At 48.0% G+C, this 18,844-nt stretch carries 17 protein-coding genes; 10 read left to right on the top strand and 7 right to left on the bottom strand.

Going from position 1 to position 18,844, the window contains the following annotated elements:
• Positions 1–145: 145 nt before the first annotated feature.
• The gene (locus L6I86_RS31265) at positions 146–2,476 is read left to right on the top strand and encodes an ATP-dependent DNA helicase (RefSeq protein WP_236292567.1); all 2,331 of its coding nucleotides are present in this window, start codon (positions 146–148) and stop codon (positions 2,474–2,476) included.
• Between the two features lie 73 nt (positions 2,477–2,549).
• On the opposite strand, the gene L6I86_RS31260 is transcribed toward L6I86_RS31265, so the two are convergent.
• Complete coding sequence (locus L6I86_RS31260; RefSeq protein WP_236292565.1) at positions 2,550–3,713, bottom strand: iron-containing alcohol dehydrogenase; 1,164 nt, start codon at positions 3,711–3,713, stop codon at positions 2,550–2,552.
• Positions 3,714–3,886: 173 nt separating this feature from the next.
• Between L6I86_RS31260 and L6I86_RS31255 the strand changes: the two genes are divergently transcribed.
• The 3 genes from L6I86_RS31255 (at position 3,887) to L6I86_RS31245 (ending at position 7,586) form a co-directional block, all read left to right on the top strand.
• A complete protein-coding gene (locus L6I86_RS31255; RefSeq protein ID WP_236292564.1) occupies positions 3,887–4,936 on the top strand; it encodes a GGDEF domain-containing protein in 1,050 nt (349 codons plus the stop codon).
• A 5-nt stretch (positions 4,937–4,941) separates the two neighbouring features.
• Positions 4,942–5,337 carry a VOC family protein gene (locus L6I86_RS31250; protein ID WP_236292563.1) on the top strand — a complete coding sequence of 132 codons (396 nt, stop codon included), beginning with the start codon at positions 4,942–4,944 and terminating at the stop codon, positions 5,335–5,337.
• Positions 5,338–5,771: 434 nt separating this feature from the next.
• Complete coding sequence (locus tag L6I86_RS31245; protein ID WP_276574920.1) at positions 5,772–7,586, top strand: ABC transporter ATP-binding protein; 1,815 nt, start codon at positions 5,772–5,774, stop codon at positions 7,584–7,586.
• A 61-nt stretch (positions 7,587–7,647) separates the two neighbouring features.
• Here L6I86_RS31245 and L6I86_RS31240 read toward each other — a convergent pair whose 3' ends face one another.
• Positions 7,648–8,259 (bottom strand): FMN-binding negative transcriptional regulator, encoded by a 612-nt coding sequence (locus tag L6I86_RS31240; protein ID WP_236292562.1) that lies wholly within the window; start codon positions 8,257–8,259, stop codon positions 7,648–7,650.
• 204 nt (positions 8,260–8,463) lie between these two features.
• Between L6I86_RS31240 and L6I86_RS31235 the strand changes: the two genes are divergently transcribed.
• Positions 8,464–9,441: a Gfo/Idh/MocA family protein gene (locus L6I86_RS31235; RefSeq protein ID WP_236292561.1), complete on the top strand. Its 978-nt coding sequence runs from the start codon at positions 8,464–8,466 to the stop codon at positions 9,439–9,441.
• Between the two features lie 66 nt (positions 9,442–9,507).
• Here L6I86_RS31235 and L6I86_RS31230 read toward each other — a convergent pair whose 3' ends face one another.
• Complete coding sequence (locus tag L6I86_RS31230) at positions 9,508–10,995, bottom strand: MDR family MFS transporter (protein WP_236292559.1); 1,488 nt, start codon at positions 10,993–10,995, stop codon at positions 9,508–9,510.
• A 117-nt stretch (positions 10,996–11,112) separates the two neighbouring features.
• On the opposite strand from L6I86_RS31230, the gene L6I86_RS31225 reads away from it, so the two are divergent.
• Positions 11,113–11,652: a PadR family transcriptional regulator gene (locus tag L6I86_RS31225; protein WP_236292558.1), complete on the top strand. Its 540-nt coding sequence runs from the start codon at positions 11,113–11,115 to the stop codon at positions 11,650–11,652.
• Between the two features lie 22 nt (positions 11,653–11,674).
• On the opposite strand, the gene L6I86_RS31220 is transcribed toward L6I86_RS31225, so the two are convergent.
• Positions 11,675–12,160, bottom strand: coding sequence for a hypothetical protein (locus L6I86_RS31220; RefSeq protein ID WP_056622309.1), 486 nt, complete (start codon positions 12,158–12,160; stop codon positions 11,675–11,677).
• 190 nt (positions 12,161–12,350) lie between these two features.
• On the opposite strand from L6I86_RS31220, the gene L6I86_RS31215 reads away from it, so the two are divergent.
• A complete protein-coding gene (locus L6I86_RS31215; RefSeq protein WP_056622307.1) occupies positions 12,351–13,025 on the top strand; it encodes a response regulator transcription factor in 675 nt (224 codons plus the stop codon).
• Positions 13,022–14,167, top strand: a complete 1,146-nt coding sequence (locus L6I86_RS31210; protein ID WP_236292557.1) for a sensor histidine kinase — start codon at positions 13,022–13,024, stop codon at positions 14,165–14,167. The genes L6I86_RS31215 and L6I86_RS31210 overlap by 4 nt, the downstream gene beginning before the upstream one ends.
• 550 nt (positions 14,168–14,717) lie before the next feature.
• Here the strand turns inward: L6I86_RS31210 and L6I86_RS31205 are convergent.
• The 3 genes from L6I86_RS31205 to L6I86_RS31195 all read right to left on the bottom strand — a co-directional run bounded on the left by L6I86_RS31205 (position 14,718) and on the right by L6I86_RS31195 (position 16,841).
• Complete coding sequence (locus L6I86_RS31205; RefSeq protein ID WP_063795711.1) at positions 14,718–15,089, bottom strand: DUF2500 domain-containing protein; 372 nt, start codon at positions 15,087–15,089, stop codon at positions 14,718–14,720.
• A 54-nt stretch (positions 15,090–15,143) separates the two neighbouring features.
• Complete coding sequence (locus L6I86_RS31200) at positions 15,144–15,587, bottom strand: GNAT family N-acetyltransferase (RefSeq protein ID WP_056622305.1); 444 nt, start codon at positions 15,585–15,587, stop codon at positions 15,144–15,146.
• A gap of 177 nt (positions 15,588–15,764) precedes the next feature.
• Positions 15,765–16,841 carry a M42 family metallopeptidase gene (locus tag L6I86_RS31195; protein WP_236292549.1) on the bottom strand — a complete coding sequence of 359 codons (1,077 nt, stop codon included), beginning with the start codon at positions 16,839–16,841 and terminating at the stop codon, positions 15,765–15,767.
• Between the two features lie 161 nt (positions 16,842–17,002).
• Here L6I86_RS31195 and L6I86_RS31190 point away from each other — a divergent pair, with 161 nt between their 5' ends.
• Both L6I86_RS31190 and L6I86_RS31185 read left to right on the top strand, forming a co-directional pair.
• On the top strand, positions 17,003–17,728 hold the full coding sequence (locus tag L6I86_RS31190; RefSeq protein ID WP_236292547.1) for an MBL fold metallo-hydrolase: 726 nt from the start codon (positions 17,003–17,005) through the stop codon (positions 17,726–17,728).
• A gap of 18 nt (positions 17,729–17,746) precedes the next feature.
• Positions 17,747–18,325, top strand: a complete 579-nt coding sequence (locus tag L6I86_RS31185) for a TetR/AcrR family transcriptional regulator (protein ID WP_236292545.1) — start codon at positions 17,747–17,749, stop codon at positions 18,323–18,325.
• The last annotated feature ends 519 nt before the right edge of the window (positions 18,326–18,844 follow it).

Here is an 18,844-nt window from a genome sequence, read left to right as displayed (position 1 = left end):
CTCGCCGTAGAGGGGGTTTTTGGCGTGGGGCGTGGGGTTAGCTAGGGGTTTGCGATGCCATCATCAACTTTGACAGGAGCCAGTAGTGTTTCACCAATGTACATGGTATAATAAGGAACAAATGTTCTAAAAATGGAGACGTGGTATGCTACCTGTTGTTCAGATATCAGTTCGTTCGCTTGTGGAATATGTGTTTAGCAGTGGGAGTATTGATACGGGATTTCGGTCGAGTAAGTCATTAAGTGATGGTACAAAGGCACATCAAAGATTGCAAAAGCAATACGGAGAATCCGATCAACGTGAAGTGTATGTATCTGCGGAGATTGCGTATGAGGGGCTTTTATTTGTTATAGATGGGCGTTGTGATGGGCTGCTAACTGGGACTGATGACGGCGGTGCATTAACGGTAGATGAAATCAAATCGACTTCCGGAGATATTGCGCTGATTGAAGAGAATTCGTACCCTGTGCACTGGGCACAGGCGATGTGTTATGCCTACATGATTGCTCATGATCGAGAGCTAAACCAGATGCGAGTTCAGATGACGTATACACAGGTAGATACGGAGGAGACGCGGCATTTTGTGAGGGAAGCTGCTTACGAAGAACTAGAGCGGTTTGTGCATGAGGTGATTCAGAGCTACTATCCGTATGCACAGGTGAAATATGACCATGAGCAGCGCAGAAATCTGAGCATCAAGGAGCTGCAGTTCCCTTTTCCACAGTATCGTGAAGGGCAGCGCAAGCTGGTGGGGGCGGTGTACAAAACTATCCAGGATGGGCACAAGCTATTCGCTAAGGCACCGACAGGCATTGGAAAGACGATGTCGACGCTTTTCCCGTCGGTGAAAGCGATGGGGGAGGGCGTGTTGCAGCGTTTTTTTTATTTGACGGCGAAGACGATCACGCGCACGGCGGCAGAGGAAGCTTTTTACCTGTTGCAGGACAAGGGCTTGCAGCTACAGGTGGTTACGCTAACCGCGAAGGAGAAAGTGTGTTTGAAGGACGAGGTCAAGTGTACACCGACACACTGTGAGTTTGCGGACGGCTACTATGATCGGGTAAACGAGGCGGTGCTGGATCTGCTGAGGCAGGAAACGGTGATGACGCGTTCGGTGATTGAGACGTATGCACGGAAGCATCGCGTGTGTCCATTCGAGTTCTCATTGGATGTGGCCTATGCGGCGGATGCTGTGATTTGTGATTACAATTATATCTTTGACCCGCGTGTGAATTTGAAAAGGCTGTTTGAGGAGCAGAAGCGCAAAACAACGCTGCTTATTGATGAAGCGCATAATCTGGTTGATCGAGCACGGGAGATGTACGCCAGTGAGTTGCATAAATCGGTCTACCTTACGCTGCAGCGGGAATTCAAAGGTGTGAGTAAAGAGCTCCATGACGCGGCTAAAGCTGTAAATGCCTATTTCATAGCGCTCCGTAAGCAGGTGGGCGATCGTGAGATGATGGTGGAGTCTGGGCTGCCGGAATCGTTATTGGTGCATGTGGAAGCATTTATAGCGATAGCGGAAAAGGAATTAGCGAGATCGGCCGGTGGTACTTCAACGAGTGCGGTACTTTTGGATGCGTATTTTGGCGCTCAAAATTTCGTGCGCATCTCGAAGTTATATGACGAGCGGTATGTGACGCTAGCTGTGAATGACCGGAACGAGGTCAGCGTGAAGCTCGTGTGCTTGGATCCATCTCATCTGCTGCGGCAGATGGGGAAGGGGTATCGGGCGCATGTGTTTTTCTCGGCGACACTGTCACCATTGTCCTATTTCATGGACATGTTAGGGGCAGGAGAAGACGATTACTCTGTGACGGTGCCGTCGCCTTTTGCGAAAGAGCAGCTGGAAGTTTTCGTGCAGCCGCTCTCCACCCGTTACCAGGATCGGGAACACAGTCGTACGCAGATTGCTCGTTCGATCTATGAGCTAGTCACGGGACGAGAGGGGAATTATTTGGTGTTTTTCCCTTCGTATGCGTATATGAGCAGTGTGTATGAGGCTTTTACGGATCTTGTAGGTGAGGCGGCGGATACGTCGCACCTCAACATACTCGTCCAGCAGGCCAAAATGACGGAGGAAGAGCGAGAGCACTTTCTATCGGCGTTTCAGGCGGGATCGGAGATGACGTTAGTGGGGTTTGCGGTGATGGGTGGGATCTTCTCCGAGGGCATTGATCTTGTCGGCGATCGTTTAACGGGCGTCGTTGTAGTGGGTGTTGGCTTGCCACAGCTAGGACCTGAGCGTAATCTGATCAAGGATTACATGGAGCGCACGGGCAAAAACGGCTACGACTATGCCTATGTCTATCCCGGCATGAACAAAGTACAGCAGGCTGGCGGAAGGCTAATTCGCTCCGAAACGGATCACGGCATGCTGCTGCTGATTGACGATCGGTACCTACAGCCGCGTTATCAGCGTCTGTTGCCGGAAGAATGGCGCGACTATAAGGTGCTGCCTGTGCAGCGTTAGGATCTCAAAGTTAAAAAGCCGCCCCCAAGGTTGATACCTCGGAGGGCAGCTTTTTCATGTTAGCTATGATGTCTTATAGCGACATCTGATAAATTTTCACGACATCTGCGCGAGTCAGCTTCTGGAAGTTCCCGAAATCGCCGTAAATCATGGCTTTATCGGCCATGAGCTCGATGCTGGATTCGTCGATGTTGTAATCAGCCAGTCGGCTAGGTGCGCCGATACTGGTGAAGAACGCACGCAATGCCGCGATACCTTCCTCGGCAATTTGCTTATCGGATTTGCCTGCAGCATCAATGCCGAAGACGCGCTGCGCGAACTGTTTGAAGCGTCCCACGTTGGCATCGAGGTTGTGAGTCATCCAGTTCGGGAAGAGAATGGCCAAGCCGCCGCCGTGCGGAATATCATGGACGGCGGAAACCGCATGCTCCAGGTTGTGCGTCGCCCAATCCCCGCGGATGCCCATGCTTAGCGTGCCATTCAGCGCCATAGTGCCGCTGTACAGAATGGTTGCGCGGTGTTCAAGATTGTTCAGATCCGCTAGCAAAAGAGGAGCCGTGTCGATAACCGTACGCAGAATCGTTTCGCAGAATCCATCCTGCACAGGAGAGTTCGTGTCATGATGGAAGTATTGCTCGAACACGTGAGACATAATATCGACCATGCCGTATACGGTTTGATTTTCAGGCAAGGATGTCGTATTAGCGGGGTCGAGGATAGAGAACTTCGGGAATGAGTATGGACTTCCCCAGCCAAGTTTATCTTGGGTTTCCCAATTTGTAATGACAGAACCGGAGTTCATTTCGGACCCGGTCGCAGCAATTGTCAGCACGGTTGCTAACGGAAGTGCGCCTGTTGCTGCTGCTTTGCGGGTTGCGATATCCCAGAAATCGCCATCGAACTTGGCACCAACGGCAATGGCTTTCGCACAATCGATAACACTGCCGCCGCCTACTGCAAGGATGAGATCGATATTGTTGCTACGGCACAGGGCTACGCCGCGGTGGACGGTCGTTAATCTCGGGTTGGGCTCAACGCCGCTAAGTTCTACGATGGTTGCTTCTAGACCTTGTAAGAGCTGAACAACCTTGTCATAGATGCCATTGGCTTTGATGCTGCCACCACCATAGACAAGTAAAATATTTTTCCCATACTTCGGTACTTCGGTCGTTAGTTTGTCTAATTGTCCTTGACCGAAATGTAGGGTAGTTGGATTATGGAAAGTAAAAGTATTCATGATTATACCTCCTCGAACATATCTGGGGCATAGGTGCCCTCTTACTATTGTATAGTAACCATCTGCTAAAAACAAAATTAGCGAAAGAACAGGGGATCGGAGATAAGAAGGACATAGAAATCATTTATAGAATGAATAAGGAGAATGTCATCTGGTAGGGATGTGATTGCAGCATGGTGAAAATAAGAAAGTCTGACCATATCTTAGAAATTGCATATAGCTGTGTACGTTGGTTCCTTCTTGTTACTACATCTTATGTGTATTTGAACTATTACTACAGCGCCTCGCAGAGTCTATCTCTTTTTTGGAGCATGCTAGCAGTCGCTATTCTCTATATGGGAACTACGGAAGTGGCCCTGCATTTTACTTCTATCGCTTCAAGCTTTTATCGCACAGTGACGCGATTGGGTGTCGTTATGGATTACTTCTCATTTATCGCCATTATCGCACTCACAGATGGCACACATAGCCCACTTCTCCCAATAGGCTACTTGGTTATTCTTCATGCTTCGTTATACTGGAGTTTCCGTGGATCCATGGTGGCGACGGGGATGATCATCATCGGATATTGCTTCATAGTTGTGCTAGTGGATGGTGGATTTCGGATAGACGACTTGCCCCGACACTTTTTTAATTTTGCCTTTCTGCTTATGTTTGGATTCATTGGGGGCATCCTTGTAGCAAGGGAGCGAAAGCATTTTGTCGAGAAAGGCATTTTTGAAAATTTAGCGAAACAGGATTACTTAACTGGACTATATAACCATCGAAGCTTTCAAGAACACATACGAGAAGCTATCTCAAGTAAACAACCGGTTACGCTGCTGATGGGGGATATTGACTATTTTAAGCAGATTAATGATCGTTATGGTCACCAAGCGGGAGATACGGTGTTGAGGGAGATCGGCAGTTTATTGGAGACGTCCATCCCAAGTACACAAGGTCGTGCCTTTCGCTATGGTGGCGAGGAGTTTGCGATTATTTTTTATACAGATTCTCAGGATAAGGCGACGGAGCTTTATCATGTATTTTTGGATAAGCTGCGAGCCAAAGTATTTGAGCATGGCAAAGACGCGTTTCAAGTTACAATGAGCTTCGGTGCCGCACTCCGTGATCGGGGACAAGGTAAGTCGGAGTTGGTCGCCGCGGCGGATAAGTTACTATATGAAGCGAAGACACATGGCAAAAATCAATTGCTATGGGCTCGTACAGAAGGGATGAAGTGATAGCGATGGCAACCTTATCTCCTTATATTTATAGTGCCGATGCGAGAAAGCAGGCTGACTTTTATGTGAGCGTGTTTGGCGGTGAAATCACCAGCATTCAATCGTATGGCGACCTGCCTGGGATGGAAGAGTCGAAGAAGCACTTGATTATGCATTTGGAATTGCAGGCGCTGGGCTTGCGATTTTTCATGGCTGATGCAGGGATAGAAGCCAATGATCGAGGCACTGGCATGGATTTAGCACTCACCTTTAAGGATGAGGAGGAGGCACGTACGATTTATGATGGTTTAGCAATTGATGGCGATGTTATTATGCTGTTTGAACGCATGTTTTGGGGCACGATGCTGGGTCGTGTGCGAGATCGTTACGGAGTCATGTGGCAGGTAGCCACCGAGACATAAGTAGAACAATGAGAACTCCCTTGTGAGAAGCCGTATGGCTTTCGTGAGGGAGTTTTTTTCCTGTGCAATTCTAACGGACACGATTGCCGCTATTTCGAGAGAATCACACAAATTCCTTGTCTAACGGACATAGGCACCGCTATTTACGTGTTGGAGGCAATATTGCACCACAATTTAGGAGAATAACGGCTGTGTTATCCGTTAGAACATGCGAATCAAGCCCAATGATCGATTAGCGGTCATCTGTGTCCGTTAGACGGGGCGAGGGCTGAATAGGGGGGGATTCGCCCTCCAGAGCTGCTTTTTCCGCCCGAGGACCGATTCGAACCCGTTTATATTCTGTTTAAAATAGGGGAGTATGATCATATCCATAGGTAAATACAACGTACACACGGAATCATATCCGAACGGTAAAGGAGTAGAGATAGATGGCTATGACGAAAAGCGAACAACCGAAACAAAAAAGCAACTGGCGGGGCTTCCTCCGCTTAATGATGAGTGCGAAGCCACCTAAGCTTTTATTAAGTATTGCACTGGGGTTAAGTGTGATTGCCACACTGGTGTCGTTGGTGATCCCGCTATTCACGAAAAATGTGGTTGATAATTTCTCGATCTCATCCCTAAATTGGTGGCAAATTAGCGGGATGGCTCTTGCGTTCATCGCATCAGCTGTAGCTTCTGGTGTAGCTACTTATCTTCTTAACTATTCAGGTCAGCGCGTAGTGGCAGGTATTCGAGATCGCTTGTGGAAGAAGCTGCTTGTGCTGCCAGTCCGGTACTATGACAACAATCAAACAGGAGATACCATCTCTCGGATGACGAACGATACCGCAATTATTAAAGGACTTATCGCGGAGCATACCGCGGGCTTTATTACAGGCAGCATTTCCATTATCGGGTCTATTATCGTGCTCTTATATATGGATTGGAAAATGACACTTATCATGTTCAGCATATTCCCGATTGCTTTTCTGATCCTTTTTCCATTGGGTATGCAAATGTACAAAATTTCTAAAGGCATGCAAGCCGAAACGGCTAATTTCACGTCTGTGTTGAATCGCGTTTTATCTGAAATTCGGTTGGTGAAGGCTGCTAATGCAGAGCCTGTGGAATACAAGGAAGGCAGTGCAGGGATCCAGACGTTGTTCAAATTTGGGCTAAAAGAAGGCAAAATTCAAGCACTGATGTCGCCGCTGATTATGTTTGTCATGCTAATGATGTTCGTCGTCCTATTCGGTTATGGCGGCACGCGTGTAGCGTCTGGCGCGATATCTGCGGGGCAGTTAGTGGCCTTCATGCTGTATTTATTCCAAATAGTGATGCCGATAACGCAGATTACACAATTTTTCACGCAAACGCAGAAAGCGATGGGCGCAACGGATACCATTCTCAAGGTCCTGGATCATGAGGAGGAAGATCCGCATGCAGGTTTACAAGTCAAAGATGCTTCCCAATCCCTGCATTTCGAAAACGTATCGTTTGGATATAAAGAGGGCGAATCGGTTCTCAAGGATGTTAGTTTTACAATGGAATCGGGTAAAGTTACCGCGATTGTAGGACCGAGCGGAAGCGGGAAGACGACGATGTTCTCGTTGCTGGAGCGTTTTTATTCGCAGCAAGAAGGTAACATCTCGCTAGGCCAAGAAAAGATTGGTCATTACTCGCTTATCTCCTGGCGCAGCCAGATCGGCTATGTATCGCAGGAAAGTCCGCTCATTGCGGGGACGATACGGGATAATATTTGTTATGGCTTGCAGCACGAAGTGACGGAAGAGGCGCTGAAGCGGGCTTCTGAGATGGCCTATGCGGATGGCTTCATTGAAGAACTTCCGCAGAAGTATGACACGGAAGTCGGTGAGCGCGGGATTAAGTTGTCAGGCGGACAACGCCAACGGATTGCTATTGCCAGAGCGCTGCTGCGCGATCCGAAGATTCTCATGTTGGACGAAGCTACTTCGAGTTTGGACAGCAAGTCCGAGGTCGTCGTTCAGCAAGCGCTGCAGAATTTGATGCAAGGACGTACAACGCTAGTCATTGCCCATCGGTTATCCACGGTCGTGGACGCGGATCAGATCGTGTTCCTCGACAAAGGTGTCGTTACCGGCCGCGGCACGCATCAAGAGCTCATCGAGTCGCATGAGATGTATCGCGAATTTGCAACGCAGCAGTTGCAGATACAAGAACAGCTGATTGCGGTGCATTCCCCGCTGACGCCTGAATTGCTGCCGACCGAGCAGATCCATTCTTAAATGAAAGAGCCTCTACACCCACGAAATGACGGGATGTGGAGGCTTTTGTTCATTCACGGTGTTAGGAACCGCGTAGGCTTCTTTTCATAAGTGCGGCAATCTGCTGCTCCTGATCTCCCTTAAGCTCCAATTCTCGAATAATGCGCTCTTGGCGTTCGACCGGCTGATTCTGGCTGAGCTTGGCCTTGCCTTCGATGCTGGAAATCGAGAGCCGGAAAGCTTGTATCCCGTTGCTCAGCCCCGCAATAAAGTGAGGATCAATGCTGTCTAAATCATACCGGCTGTCTGCCCCTTCATACTTGCTTGTTAACTGCCGTAAGACGCGTAAAACTTCTTGATCGTCGTGAATGAGCTCGATCTTGCCATACACATGAACAGCCGTATAATTCCACGTTGGGACAGCGGCAGGCGTTCCATACCAGGAAGGCGAGATATAGCAGTGGGGACCTTGGAAAATCACCAAAATCTCCTGTCCCTCGATATCCATCCACTGTGGATTAGAACGAGCGAAATGCCCATATAAGCACTGCTCTTCTGAACGCAACATCAAGGGGATATGCGTCGCGAAGGGGCGCTCCTGATGATGGGAAACGACCGTAGCGAAGCTATGTGCGTTGATGAGGTCATACATCTCCGACAGCACTTCTATTTTAAAATGGGAGGGTGTACACATGGCTGCACCTGCTTTGTCTTAGCATTTTAGCAATAGTATAGCAGTCGATATGGTACATAAAAAGTGCCAATTAGTTCGGTTTTGAATAGACCGCTTTGGACGATCTTGCCTATAGGTTCATGTTGCTTACGAATGCTGTACAGGAGGTCACAACCCTGATGTCGAATACCTAACCAACTACGCAATTCAAGAGGAGGCAATAGAATGGAAAAGGTTCGTTGGGGAATTATCGGCTGCGGTGACGTGACGGAGGTCAAAAGCGGCCCAGCTCTGCAGAAGGCAGAAGGCTCGGAACTAGTCGCTGTTATGCGCCGCAATGGGGCACTAGCAGAGGATTATGCGAAGCGTCATGGTGTGGCAAAATGGTACGATGACGCCGCGGCGTTAGTCAACGATCCAGATGTAAATGCGGTCTACGTTGCAACGCCGCCAGGATTCCATCATGCCTATACCTTACTCGCTGCCAAAGCAGGAAAGCCTGTCTACGTGGAGAAGCCGATGGCTAGGAATCACGCAGAGTGTCAAGAAATGATCTCCGCTTGTGAAGAAGCCGGTGTGCCTTTGTTTGTGGCGTATTATCGCAGAGGGCTCCCTAAATTCGTGGAAATCAAGCGTCTTATTGATAGTGGAGTGATCGGTGAGATCCGCTTCGTACAATCAACGTACCTGCAACCGATGAGAGATTATGAAGAAGGATTAGAACCGTGGCGCATTCAGCCTGAACTGTCAGGTGGCGGTCTATTTGTGGACTTGGCAAGCCATGCATTAGATATTCTTGACTATTTGTTGGGGCCGATCGGAGAAGTCAAAGGCTTCGCAAGCAATCAAACCGGCAAGCAAAAGGTCGAAGATATCGTGACAACGAGCTACGCATTTGAATCCGGTGTGATGGGTACAGGGGTATGGAGCTTCAATGCGTTTACACGCCTAGATTTGAATGAGATTGTGGGTAGCCTTGGCAAACTATCGTTCTCTACGTTCAGTGGCGATCTGCGCATTGAAACCGCTGACGGTGAGGTTCAAGAACTGACGATTCCCAACCCTCCACACGTTCAACAACCACTGATCCAGACCGTGGTGGACGATCTTCGAGGCATTGGTCAGAGCCCCAGCACAGGCGTTACAGCTGCACGTACCAATCGTGTGATGGACGAGCTGTTGCGCGATTTCTACCGCGCTTGAGAATAAACGAAAACCCCAGCCTAATGTGAAAGTCATCACATCGGACTGGGGTTCTTTATTCATGCATTAGGCTTTCGGGCTCGGCGTTGCTACAATAGGAGCAGGTGCCGACGCGGAAGGATTGTCGGGTGCTAGGGAGCGCTTGTTAAGGAACAAGCTGAGCGGTAGCGCGACCAGCACAATAAATGTTGCAAGCAAGTATACGTCATTGACACTCATCGTGAAGGCGTGAGTACCAATTTGTACTTTGTCCGTCATCCCGCCGGTAGCAAGATCCTTGCTATGTGTTGCGGTTTGGGATGATAAAACGGAAGTGAATAGGGCGATCGCGAAGGACCCGAATACGTTACGAACCCAGTTATTAATAGATGTTGCATGGCCAGAAAGAGTTCTCGGAATTTGCTCCATCCCTGCATTACTTGCAGGCATCGTAGCGAAGGCAATCCCGACGTTTCGAACGATCATCCAGAACACAATATAGCCGCGTGATACGTCTGTACTTAACCAACTGAGCGTGAGCGTACCAATCGCGATTAACGAAATACCGATAAAAATTAGAATACGAGGTCCGACACTGCTATACAGCTTGCCTACGATTGGCATACAAAGTGCCATCACGAGGGAGGCAGGTAATAGAATTAAACCTGTATCCAATGGAGTTACGTGCTGAATGTTTTGCAAGAAAATCGGTGTCAGGAAGGTACCTGAGTACAAGCTTATCGTAACAATACTGGAAATAATGAGAGATAACGTGTAACGTGAGTTTTTCAACACACGGATGTTCAATAAAGGTGAATCAGCCTTGAGCTCTCTCCAAATAAACAGCAGAAGGACTAGGAATCCTGTTGCAAATAAACCGATAACACGACCTGATGACCATCCCCAAGCATGGCCTTGCGAGAACCCAACGAGCAACGCAAGACTGCTGACAACAACAGTGAGTAAGCCGATTAAATCGAATCTTTTTGGAACAGAAAGACGGTAATAAGGGATTAATTTGAAAACGAGAATAATAGCAACAATGCCGACAGGTACGTTCATGAGGAACAACCAGTGCCAGCTCCAATTTTGCAGTAACCAGCCGCTCAATGTAGGACCGATTGCTGGCGCCATCATAGCAGACAAGGACCAAAGTGAAATTGCGATAGGTTGCTTATCACGCGGGATAACTTGATACACAATCGTCATGGTAGCCGGCATAATCAGACCGCTGAAAGCCCCTTGAATAATACGGAAAGCAATCAGTGATGAAGCGTCCCATGCTAAAGCGCATAGGAGTGAAAATACGGTAAAACCAATCAACGCAATGGCGTATAATCGTTTGTAGCTGAATTTCTCCCCGAAATATCCTGTAATCGGAGCGATTGTACCGCTTGCGAGCATGAAACCAGTAATCGTCCATTGGATTTTGCTCAAATCCGTATGGAAATGATCACTAAGAATCGGTATCGCGATATTAATCGTACTCATACTTAGAATCGAAACGAACGATCCGAAGAAGATAGCTATCATAATTGGCCAGAAGCGCACTTGCTGTAACTCATCCTTACTCAAAATAATGCCTCCACTCTATCATTGATCTTAAAGATAGTATTCTCTATAATTTTGAATGAAAATCATCATACTACCGAACTGTTTATATGTCAATAATGACATAAAGGAGGAGCGCTATTGAATACCCTTTCATATGGATTATTAAGCCTTTTAACCAAAAACTCCCGCTCGGGGTATGAGCTTATGCAGCATATTCAGCCTTTTTGGTCAGCCAAACATAGCCAGATCTACCCACTCTTAGCACAATTAGAGCAAAAGGGGCACGTCGCTTTCGTACATGTTGCTCAATCGGATAAGCCGGATAAGAAAGTCTACTCCATCACGGAGCAAGGGAAGGATGCTTTACGGGGCTGGATTGCTGAGCCAACGGATGAACCCGTGACGAGAGATGAGCTTTCCCTTAAGGTGTACTGCATCGGTTTAGTGGATAAAGAGCAGGCGAGGAAGATGCTCGCAGTACGCGAAGTATATTATAAGAAAAAAAAAGAGCGATTCAACCTCCTGATGGATAAGATCCAACAAGGAAGTGAGAAACCGCTCGATCAATTAGAAATTGGTGATGATGCATTCGGCATGTATGTATTGGTACATAAAGCCACAATGAAGGTAGATACGGATTTGTACTGGTGTGAGTGGATGAAGGAGAAATTGAAGTGATTCGAAGTATTTTTAAGTGATCCTAACTGCCGATTTCCTGAATGACCGTTTGAATTTTCTGCAGACGAATGTATTCGGACTTCTCTAATTGCGGTCGGAAATAAGCGTACAGATAGGCCGCATCCTCGAACGTCAAGGCGGGATAGCAGACAACCTCTTGCACCACGAGTGGATTATCCATGATAACCTGCCATTCTCCAGCTCTCTCTGCTTGAGGGATATTCGCGAAAATGTGTTTCTTGGCAGCTATGGTACTTTCGAGCTCTGGCCAAATCTTCTCCCAAGATGGGCTGAAATCAACGGGTTCAGGGAAAAGTCGCTTCGCTTTCGCAACCGAATGTTCCACGGTATCCATTTCTGTGTCACCCGCGGCTTTGATCGCATCCGTGAGACTGTCGAGTAACCGCCTGAAACCTGCGAATCCTTCCGAGAGTACCTCGCGCCTAAATAGGGCTTCCGCTTCCGCGGTAGTCAGCTTGTTGAAATCCGCCAATGTGTTATTTGTCATACAGGCCACAACCCCCCAAACTGTTCCTTTTCCCAAATTTATCATAAAACATTTTCCAAATAAAGCCCTTTCATTTTATAAAAATAGGCTTTGGTTTAAATTCAGTTTATATTGCTCCTTTATGCTAATTTCTATCATATCCACAGTCTATATGCAGACAATACCATCAAGAAGTGAGGATGAATGAATCATGGCACCCATTATGATCGTAGATGATGATCCGTATATTCGTGAGCTTGTCCGCGTGTTCATGATGAACGAGGGCTTCGATGTCGTCGAGGCCGAAGATGGCGTCGAAGCGCTCAAGAAGCTGCAAACCGTCCAAGTCGATATGGTTATTCTCGATGTGATGATGCCGAACATGGACGGATGGAAGCTGTGCGAGGAGCTTAGAGAGCATTATGATTTGCCGATACTCATGCTAACGGCCAAAGGAGAAACGGCCCAGAAGGTCAAGGGCTTCGAGCTTGGTGCAGACGATTACCTCACCAAGCCCTTCGAGCCGCTTGAGTTAGCGATGCGAGTGAGAGCGCTGCTGAAGCGCTACAAAATCGCTTCCTCGCAAACGATTCAGGCTGGCGATTTAAGTATGAATCGCAAAACCTATGAAGTCACCGTTGGCGCAGAGAGCATCACGCTGCCGCTTAAGGAATTCGAGCTGCTCTATAAGCTCGCGAGCTATCCTGGCAAAACCTTCTCGCGCGATCAATTGATCGAGCAGATTTGGGGATTTGACTACGAAGGAAATGAACGGACGGTTGATGTGCATATAAATCGGCTGCGTGAGCGATTTCCTGAGGAGCGGCACGCTTTTCGCATCGCTACAATTCGAGGCTTGGGCTATCGGCTGGAGGTGCTGAAATGAATCATCGACACAGAGTAGAGAGAAGAGAGCGGAGAGAAAGACAGAAGAAGCGGAGAATGAGCCAGAATAATAAGCAGTCCATTCTCCAGCGATTAAGCGGCTTCTTTTTTGCCTTACTGGTATTTACTCTTATTATCGTGTATTGGTTGGCTGCCTTCTATGGCACGGAGTATCTCTACGTGCATCTGGGGAAACGGCCTGCGGAAGTCATCGTGCAATTGATCAACTGCATCGGAGGCATGTTCTTCTGGGGGATTACTATGGCCATTCTTGGCCAATTTATGCGTAAGCATCAGTTGATTTTCTTCCAAAGTTTGAATCAAGCGATCCGCAGCATGTCGAGAGGGGATTTCAATGTGTTGGTAGATAATAACCCGCGGAATGGGCCTTTCGTGGAGTTAGCGGAGTCCATCAATCAAATGGCGACTGATCTCGGGCAATTAGAGAAAATGAGGCAGGAGTTTATTTCGAACGTCTCACATGAAATCCAGTCGCCATTAACGTCCATTAGCGGATTCTCCCGCGCACTGCAGAATGATCAGCTGTCGCCGGAGGAGCGTAAGCATTATTTGACCATTATTGAAACGGAAAGTGTACGGTTATCCAAGCTCAGCGAAAACTTGCTGAAACTGACTTCCTTGGAGTCGCAGCATCATCCTTTTGAACCGAAGAGCTATCGTTTGGATAAACAGCTGCGCAATCATATCCTCGCTTGTGAGCCGCAGTGGGTAGATAAAGATATTGAAATGGACATCGAGCTGGATCCTGTAACCGCCGAGGCCGATGAGGATTTGCTCAGCCAAGTATGGACGAATCTCATCCACAACGCAGTGAAATTTGTACCTGTTGGCGGAACGATTCGTGTTCGAGTGGTCAGTAACGGAGATGAGGCTGTAACGCGGATTTCGAATAATGGGCCTAGCATTCCTGAAGAGGATCAGACGCATATTTTTGAACGATTTTACAAAGCAGATAAATCTAGAAATCGCATGGCAGGCGGCAATGGGCTGGGCTTGTCGATCGCGAAGAAAATCGTGGAGATGCATCATGGATCGATCACAGTGGAGAGCGGGATGGAAGAACTGACGTCCTTCATCGTCCGATTACCGATTGTTCAGAAGGCTCAGCTACCCAACATATAACATCATGTGAACGCAAATAGAGGCCCCCGCTTATCCATGATAACCGGAGGTCTCTATGAGTCATTTTGCCTATTCAATTGTTCTTCCACACACTCCGTTCCCCGAAAATTCGTAAGTCAGTTGCTGCAATCGATACATTCGCCTCAAAGTTAAAGTGTCCTTTCCTCTTAGTTAATTGCCCATTTAATCAACCATACGACAAGTCCCTCACTTCTGTTCCTTTCCTAGAATGATGACCTGCCTGATCTGATTTCCCGCATGCTGGATGAACGAGTGGGACGTTCCTGCACTCGGTTCTTGTCGTTTAGAACGCAAGTGAGTAGCATGCTTCGCTAACGTGGCCCAATGGACTATCCCCTCTCCTAGAAGGTAATAATAAGGCTCTTCGTTGATTCTGCACCGTATGGTGCGGGTTGTCCTCCCTGTCTGCCTTGGATTTATAATAGCCCATTATTAAAATATTGTAAATATTCAGATTATTCAAATATCTGCCTGAATATGCCTATTTTTTTGTTTTTCCTTCTAAATGCTTACGTATTCGTGGAATTGCTCACATTGCTTTCTTGCGTTCGAATTCTTTGAAACGAGTGCCTTGAAAAGTTAAATTCCCTACGTCCCCCTCGACCATATGGCCAAACTGCTGCCTGCCTATCCATAGTTCCATTCTGCTCCGGTCTTCAAACTCAAAAGTAACAAAGTAAGAGGTATTAGAATCTAAATTACTGGTGTTTCCAGAGAGTTGTATCCGTTTGGCAACAACCTTACAGAATCGATCTTGAATGGGTGCATTGTTATTGGATGTCCAGACCGAAAGGGATTTGATAATAATGAATAGAAAGATGCCAACCACAAGAATAAGGATGAGGATGAAGAGGATAAGGACAAGCGTACTTAAAGCTCCTTCATTTAACCCAGCTAGCACAAGTAAGCACTCCTTCGCAGTATTGATAGAATAGGTGAATCGACTTTCTCCTAGCTAGAGGAAACGTTTGACAAAACGATAGCCGGTTTCATGAAAGCCGATGGGCGGTCGTGCGCTTCGGGACATGTCAGTGGATTCTTCATCAGTCAACCACATCATGCCAGAGCAGTTATGATCACTTGCCAGCTGTTCGGCATAGCTTCTCAATTGCGCCAATGGTGCTTGGTTACTATCGGGATCTTGCTTATAGGAAATAACCGAAATTTCACTAAATGTTACATCGTGTGCGGCATGATCTCTGCGGATACGAAAGCTTAATGTACCGAGAATCCGATTCTTTTCTTCATAGACATATAGCAATTCGTCTGGGTTGCCGCGCATGTTATGCAGCCTATTTTCAATATGTAAAGGGGAAATCAGTTTGCCGGTCAGATGAGAAACGAGTGAACTAATTGCTGATGTATCCTGGGGTGTTGCTTCACGAATGCATGTAGTCATGGGTATCCTTCTTTCTAATAACAAATTATATTGCTAATTGTACCATATATTGGAACATTAGTTCTATATTTATGAAAAAAATGTCAATTTCTTACGTTTAAGAACAATGTTTAATGAAATGCCAAAAAAGCGCAGCAAGAATTCATCTTGATACGCTTTTATGGTTATAAACAACACTTAGGCTTGTGAAAGAATGGTGTTTAACGTTGTGCGATCGCTGGCTTGCACTAACTTGATCAGCAATTCCTTAGCCGCGGCGTAATCATCCACGTGAAGAATCGACGCAGATGTATGAATGTAGCGCGCACATACCCCGATCACAGCGGATGGAATCCCGCTGCCCTGTACGTGCACCTGTCCCGCATCCGTTCCCCCTTGCGAGATGAAGTACTGATAGGGAATCTTATGCGTTTCCGCCATATCCAGAATGAACTCGACCATCCCACGGTGGGTAATCATCGTGGGATCGAAGATCCGCAGCAGCGCCCCGCGCCCTAGCTGCCCGAAAGCATGGCGGTCGCCGGTCATATCCCCGGCGGCACTGGCATCGAGCGCGTAGAACAAGTCCGGCTGAATCATATTCGCAGCCGTTCGTCCACCGCGCACGCCGACCTCTTCCTGTACGGTGGCTCCCGCGTACAGGACGTTCGGGAGCTTCGGCCCGCCGTGAAGCTCCTTCAAGAGCTCAATCGCGAGGCCGACGCCGTAGCGATTATCCCAAGCTTTGGCCATAATCCGCTTCGGATTGGCCATGGGCGTGAACGGGCAGATCGGCACGATCTGCTGCCCGAGCTTGATGCCGATGGCGATGGCATCGGCCCGATCTTCGGCGCCGATGTCAATGTACATCGTCTTGATGTCTGCGGGCTTGCTGCGCGCAGCCTCGTCCAGCAAGTGCACGGGAACGGAGCCGATCACACCGATGATCGGTCCATTCGCCGTCATGATCTGCACGCGCTGCGCGGGCAGGACTTGACTGAACCAGCCGCCGAGCGGCTGGAACTTGACCGTGCCGTGCTCGGTGATGCCGGTGACGAGGAAGCCAACCTCGTCGAAGTGGCCGGCAACCATGATGCGCGGTCCTGTCTCGTCGCCGCGCACAACCCCGAAGAGGCTGCCGAGCGCGTCCTGCACGAACTCATCGGTATATTTGGCTAACTCGCCGCGTACAAATGCACGGATATCTCGCTCAAAGCCAGGCGCAGCTTGCATTTCGGTTAACGTTTTAAAAAGTGCTAAAGTTTCAGTGTTCATTAGGTAACCTCACTCACTTTGTATGGACTGTAGGACAAATATGAGAACTATTTTACCACAGTCTAATAAAGAACACGCAGACAAATACTGTGAAGCCTATTTACAAAACTAATGACATTAGTTATTATACTAATATAAATAGTTAATTGGAGGCGTTGAACATGAAAATAACGCGAATCGGACATTTGTATCAGCTGGCTTTTATGCCGAGGTTTTTCCCAGTGAATTGTTACTTGGTGGAGGAAGAATCTGAATTAACCTTAATTGATGCGGCTTTACCATTCAGTGTGAAAGGTATCCTACAGGCAGCGAAGCAAATTGGGAAGCCGATTACACGCATTGTGCTGACTCATGCTCATGGCGATCATATTGGTGCCTTAGATGGCTTGAAAAAAGAATTGCCTCATGCACAAGTGTACATCTCCAGAAGGGATGCGAAGCTGCTGGCAGGCAACGTGGAGCTGGAGGCAGATGAGCCTCAAACGCCAATTAAAGGCGGCATTCCAAAAGGGATTCAGACGAAGCCAGATATGCTGCTGACCGATGGAGATCGGATTGGGTCCTTGCAAGCTTATGCAGCTCCTGGGCATACACCTGGTTCGATGGCTTTCCTTGATGTGCGGAGCCGGGCGTTGATCGCTGGAGATGCGTTCCAAGTGCGAGGCGGAGTAGCGGTATCAGGTGTGGTGAAATTCTGGTTCCCGTTCCCAGCGATGGCGACGTGGAGTAAAGAAGCTTCTTTGACAAGTACACGCAGATTGAGGCAGCTAGCGCCAAGCTTATTGGCAGTCGGACATGGACGAATGATTGAACAACCGGCAGCGGTGATGGATGCAGCACTGGAAGAAGCATCGGCGAAATTTCAGGGCGAATCAGCGACAATCTAGAATAAAAAGGGGTACAAAATGGCTACTAGACAAGGATTAGATGCAGAGACGGTCCTGCAGGCGGCGATAGAACTCGCAGATCAACAAGGGATTGAACAGCTTTCGCTTGCTGCACTAGCGACCAAACTAACGATCAAAACACCTTCCCTCTACAATCATATCAAGGGTTTGCCCGATCTGCGGAAGCAGCTCTCTAAGCGAGGTCTTCTCCTCGTGAAAGAAGCGATGATCGAAGCCGTAATTGGTAAAGCTGAGGATGAAGCCTTGCTGGCTGCGGGTGTGGCGTATGTGGATTTCGCTCGGAAGCAGCCAGGTTTGTATGAAGCGATCTCAGCGCTGCCTGATTATGAAGATCCCGAGCTGAAAGAGGTCGGCGCTGGGGTTGTGAGCTTCTTATTGCGCATCCTTGCGCCTTACGGACTCAGTGAGGAAGATGCGCTGCATGTGGTGCGGGGTTTTCGGAGCATGGTGCACGGATTCGCCTCGCTTGAGCATCGGAATGGCTTCCGCATGGGGCTGGATCGGGATGAGAGTTTGCGTCGGTTGTTGCAGACATATTTGCGGGGGCTGCGTGCGGATGCAGGTCGTGAGAAGTAGCGAGACGCTTACTTCTACATCACACGCACACTATACTGCCTTCTGTTCCACCTAACTTCTTCCCAATTAGCGAAGAGCGCAAGCTCGCATGGCCAACTAAATGGAAAAAATACAGCTGATATAGCCGTATTTCATGAAATTGGATAAATAGATGGAAAAAGTACATCTATTTTGGATTTATTTGATGATATGGCGACTTTGGGCGGAAATTACCTACAGGAAATCCAGTTATTCTCGTTTCAGGGTGATAATCAGCAGAATTAGCTTCATAAAATCCAGTTAAATTTGTTGAAGTGCGTTGGGATCGGCTGTGGGGGAAGTTTGGGTCGTGGAAGTTGAGGGAGCAGCAGAAGCTTAGGCAGAGTGGTAGAACAAAGAGCGTAGTAGGAGTAGTAGGGAGTAATAGGGATAGTAATAAGAGTAGAAAGTATATGTAGAAGTAGATGTAAATGTTGCGAAAGCGAGCTAGTGAGAGTTAGTGCTAGTGTGAGCGTGAGTGTGTCCTGTTGTGTTGGACTG

Source organism: Paenibacillus allorhizoplanae (assembly GCF_927798215.1).
In the GTDB taxonomy this organism is placed as follows: domain Bacteria; phylum Bacillota; class Bacilli; order Paenibacillales; family NBRC-103111; genus Paenibacillus_E; species Paenibacillus_E allorhizoplanae.
The sequence above is the reverse complement of the archived record's forward strand: the minus strand, read 5'-3'. Positions and strand labels throughout refer to the sequence as shown.

Bases quoted from the DNA above. Each gene is read 5' to 3' on its own strand.
- L6I86_RS31265 (WP_236292567.1), top strand. From the start codon at position 146: ATGCTACCTGTTGTTCAGATATCAGTTCGTTCGCTTGTGGAATATGTG.
- L6I86_RS31260 (WP_236292565.1), bottom strand. From the start codon at position 3,713: ATGAATACTTTTACTTTCCATAATCCAACTACCCTACATTTCGGTCAA.
- L6I86_RS31255 (WP_236292564.1), top strand. From the start codon at position 3,887: ATGGTGAAAATAAGAAAGTCTGACCATATCTTAGAAATTGCATATAGC.
- L6I86_RS31250 (WP_236292563.1), top strand. From the start codon at position 4,942: ATGGCAACCTTATCTCCTTATATTTATAGTGCCGATGCGAGAAAGCAG.
- L6I86_RS31245 (WP_276574920.1), top strand. From the start codon at position 5,772: ATGACGAAAAGCGAACAACCGAAACAAAAAAGCAACTGGCGGGGCTTC.
- L6I86_RS31240 (WP_236292562.1), bottom strand. From the start codon at position 8,259: ATGTGTACACCCTCCCATTTTAAAATAGAAGTGCTGTCGGAGATGTAT.
- L6I86_RS31235 (WP_236292561.1), top strand. From the start codon at position 8,464: ATGGAAAAGGTTCGTTGGGGAATTATCGGCTGCGGTGACGTGACGGAG.
- L6I86_RS31220 (WP_056622309.1), bottom strand. From the start codon at position 12,160: ATGACAAATAACACATTGGCGGATTTCAACAAGCTGACTACCGCGGAA.
- L6I86_RS31215 (WP_056622307.1), top strand. From the start codon at position 12,351: ATGGCACCCATTATGATCGTAGATGATGATCCGTATATTCGTGAGCTT.
- L6I86_RS31210 (WP_236292557.1), top strand. From the start codon at position 13,022: ATGAATCATCGACACAGAGTAGAGAGAAGAGAGCGGAGAGAAAGACAG.
- L6I86_RS31200 (WP_056622305.1), bottom strand. From the start codon at position 15,587: ATGACTACATGCATTCGTGAAGCAACACCCCAGGATACATCAGCAATT.
- L6I86_RS31195 (WP_236292549.1), bottom strand. From the start codon at position 16,841: ATGAACACTGAAACTTTAGCACTTTTTAAAACGTTAACCGAAATGCAA.
- L6I86_RS31190 (WP_236292547.1), top strand. From the start codon at position 17,003: ATGAAAATAACGCGAATCGGACATTTGTATCAGCTGGCTTTTATGCCG.
- L6I86_RS31185 (WP_236292545.1), top strand. From the start codon at position 17,747: ATGGCTACTAGACAAGGATTAGATGCAGAGACGGTCCTGCAGGCGGCG.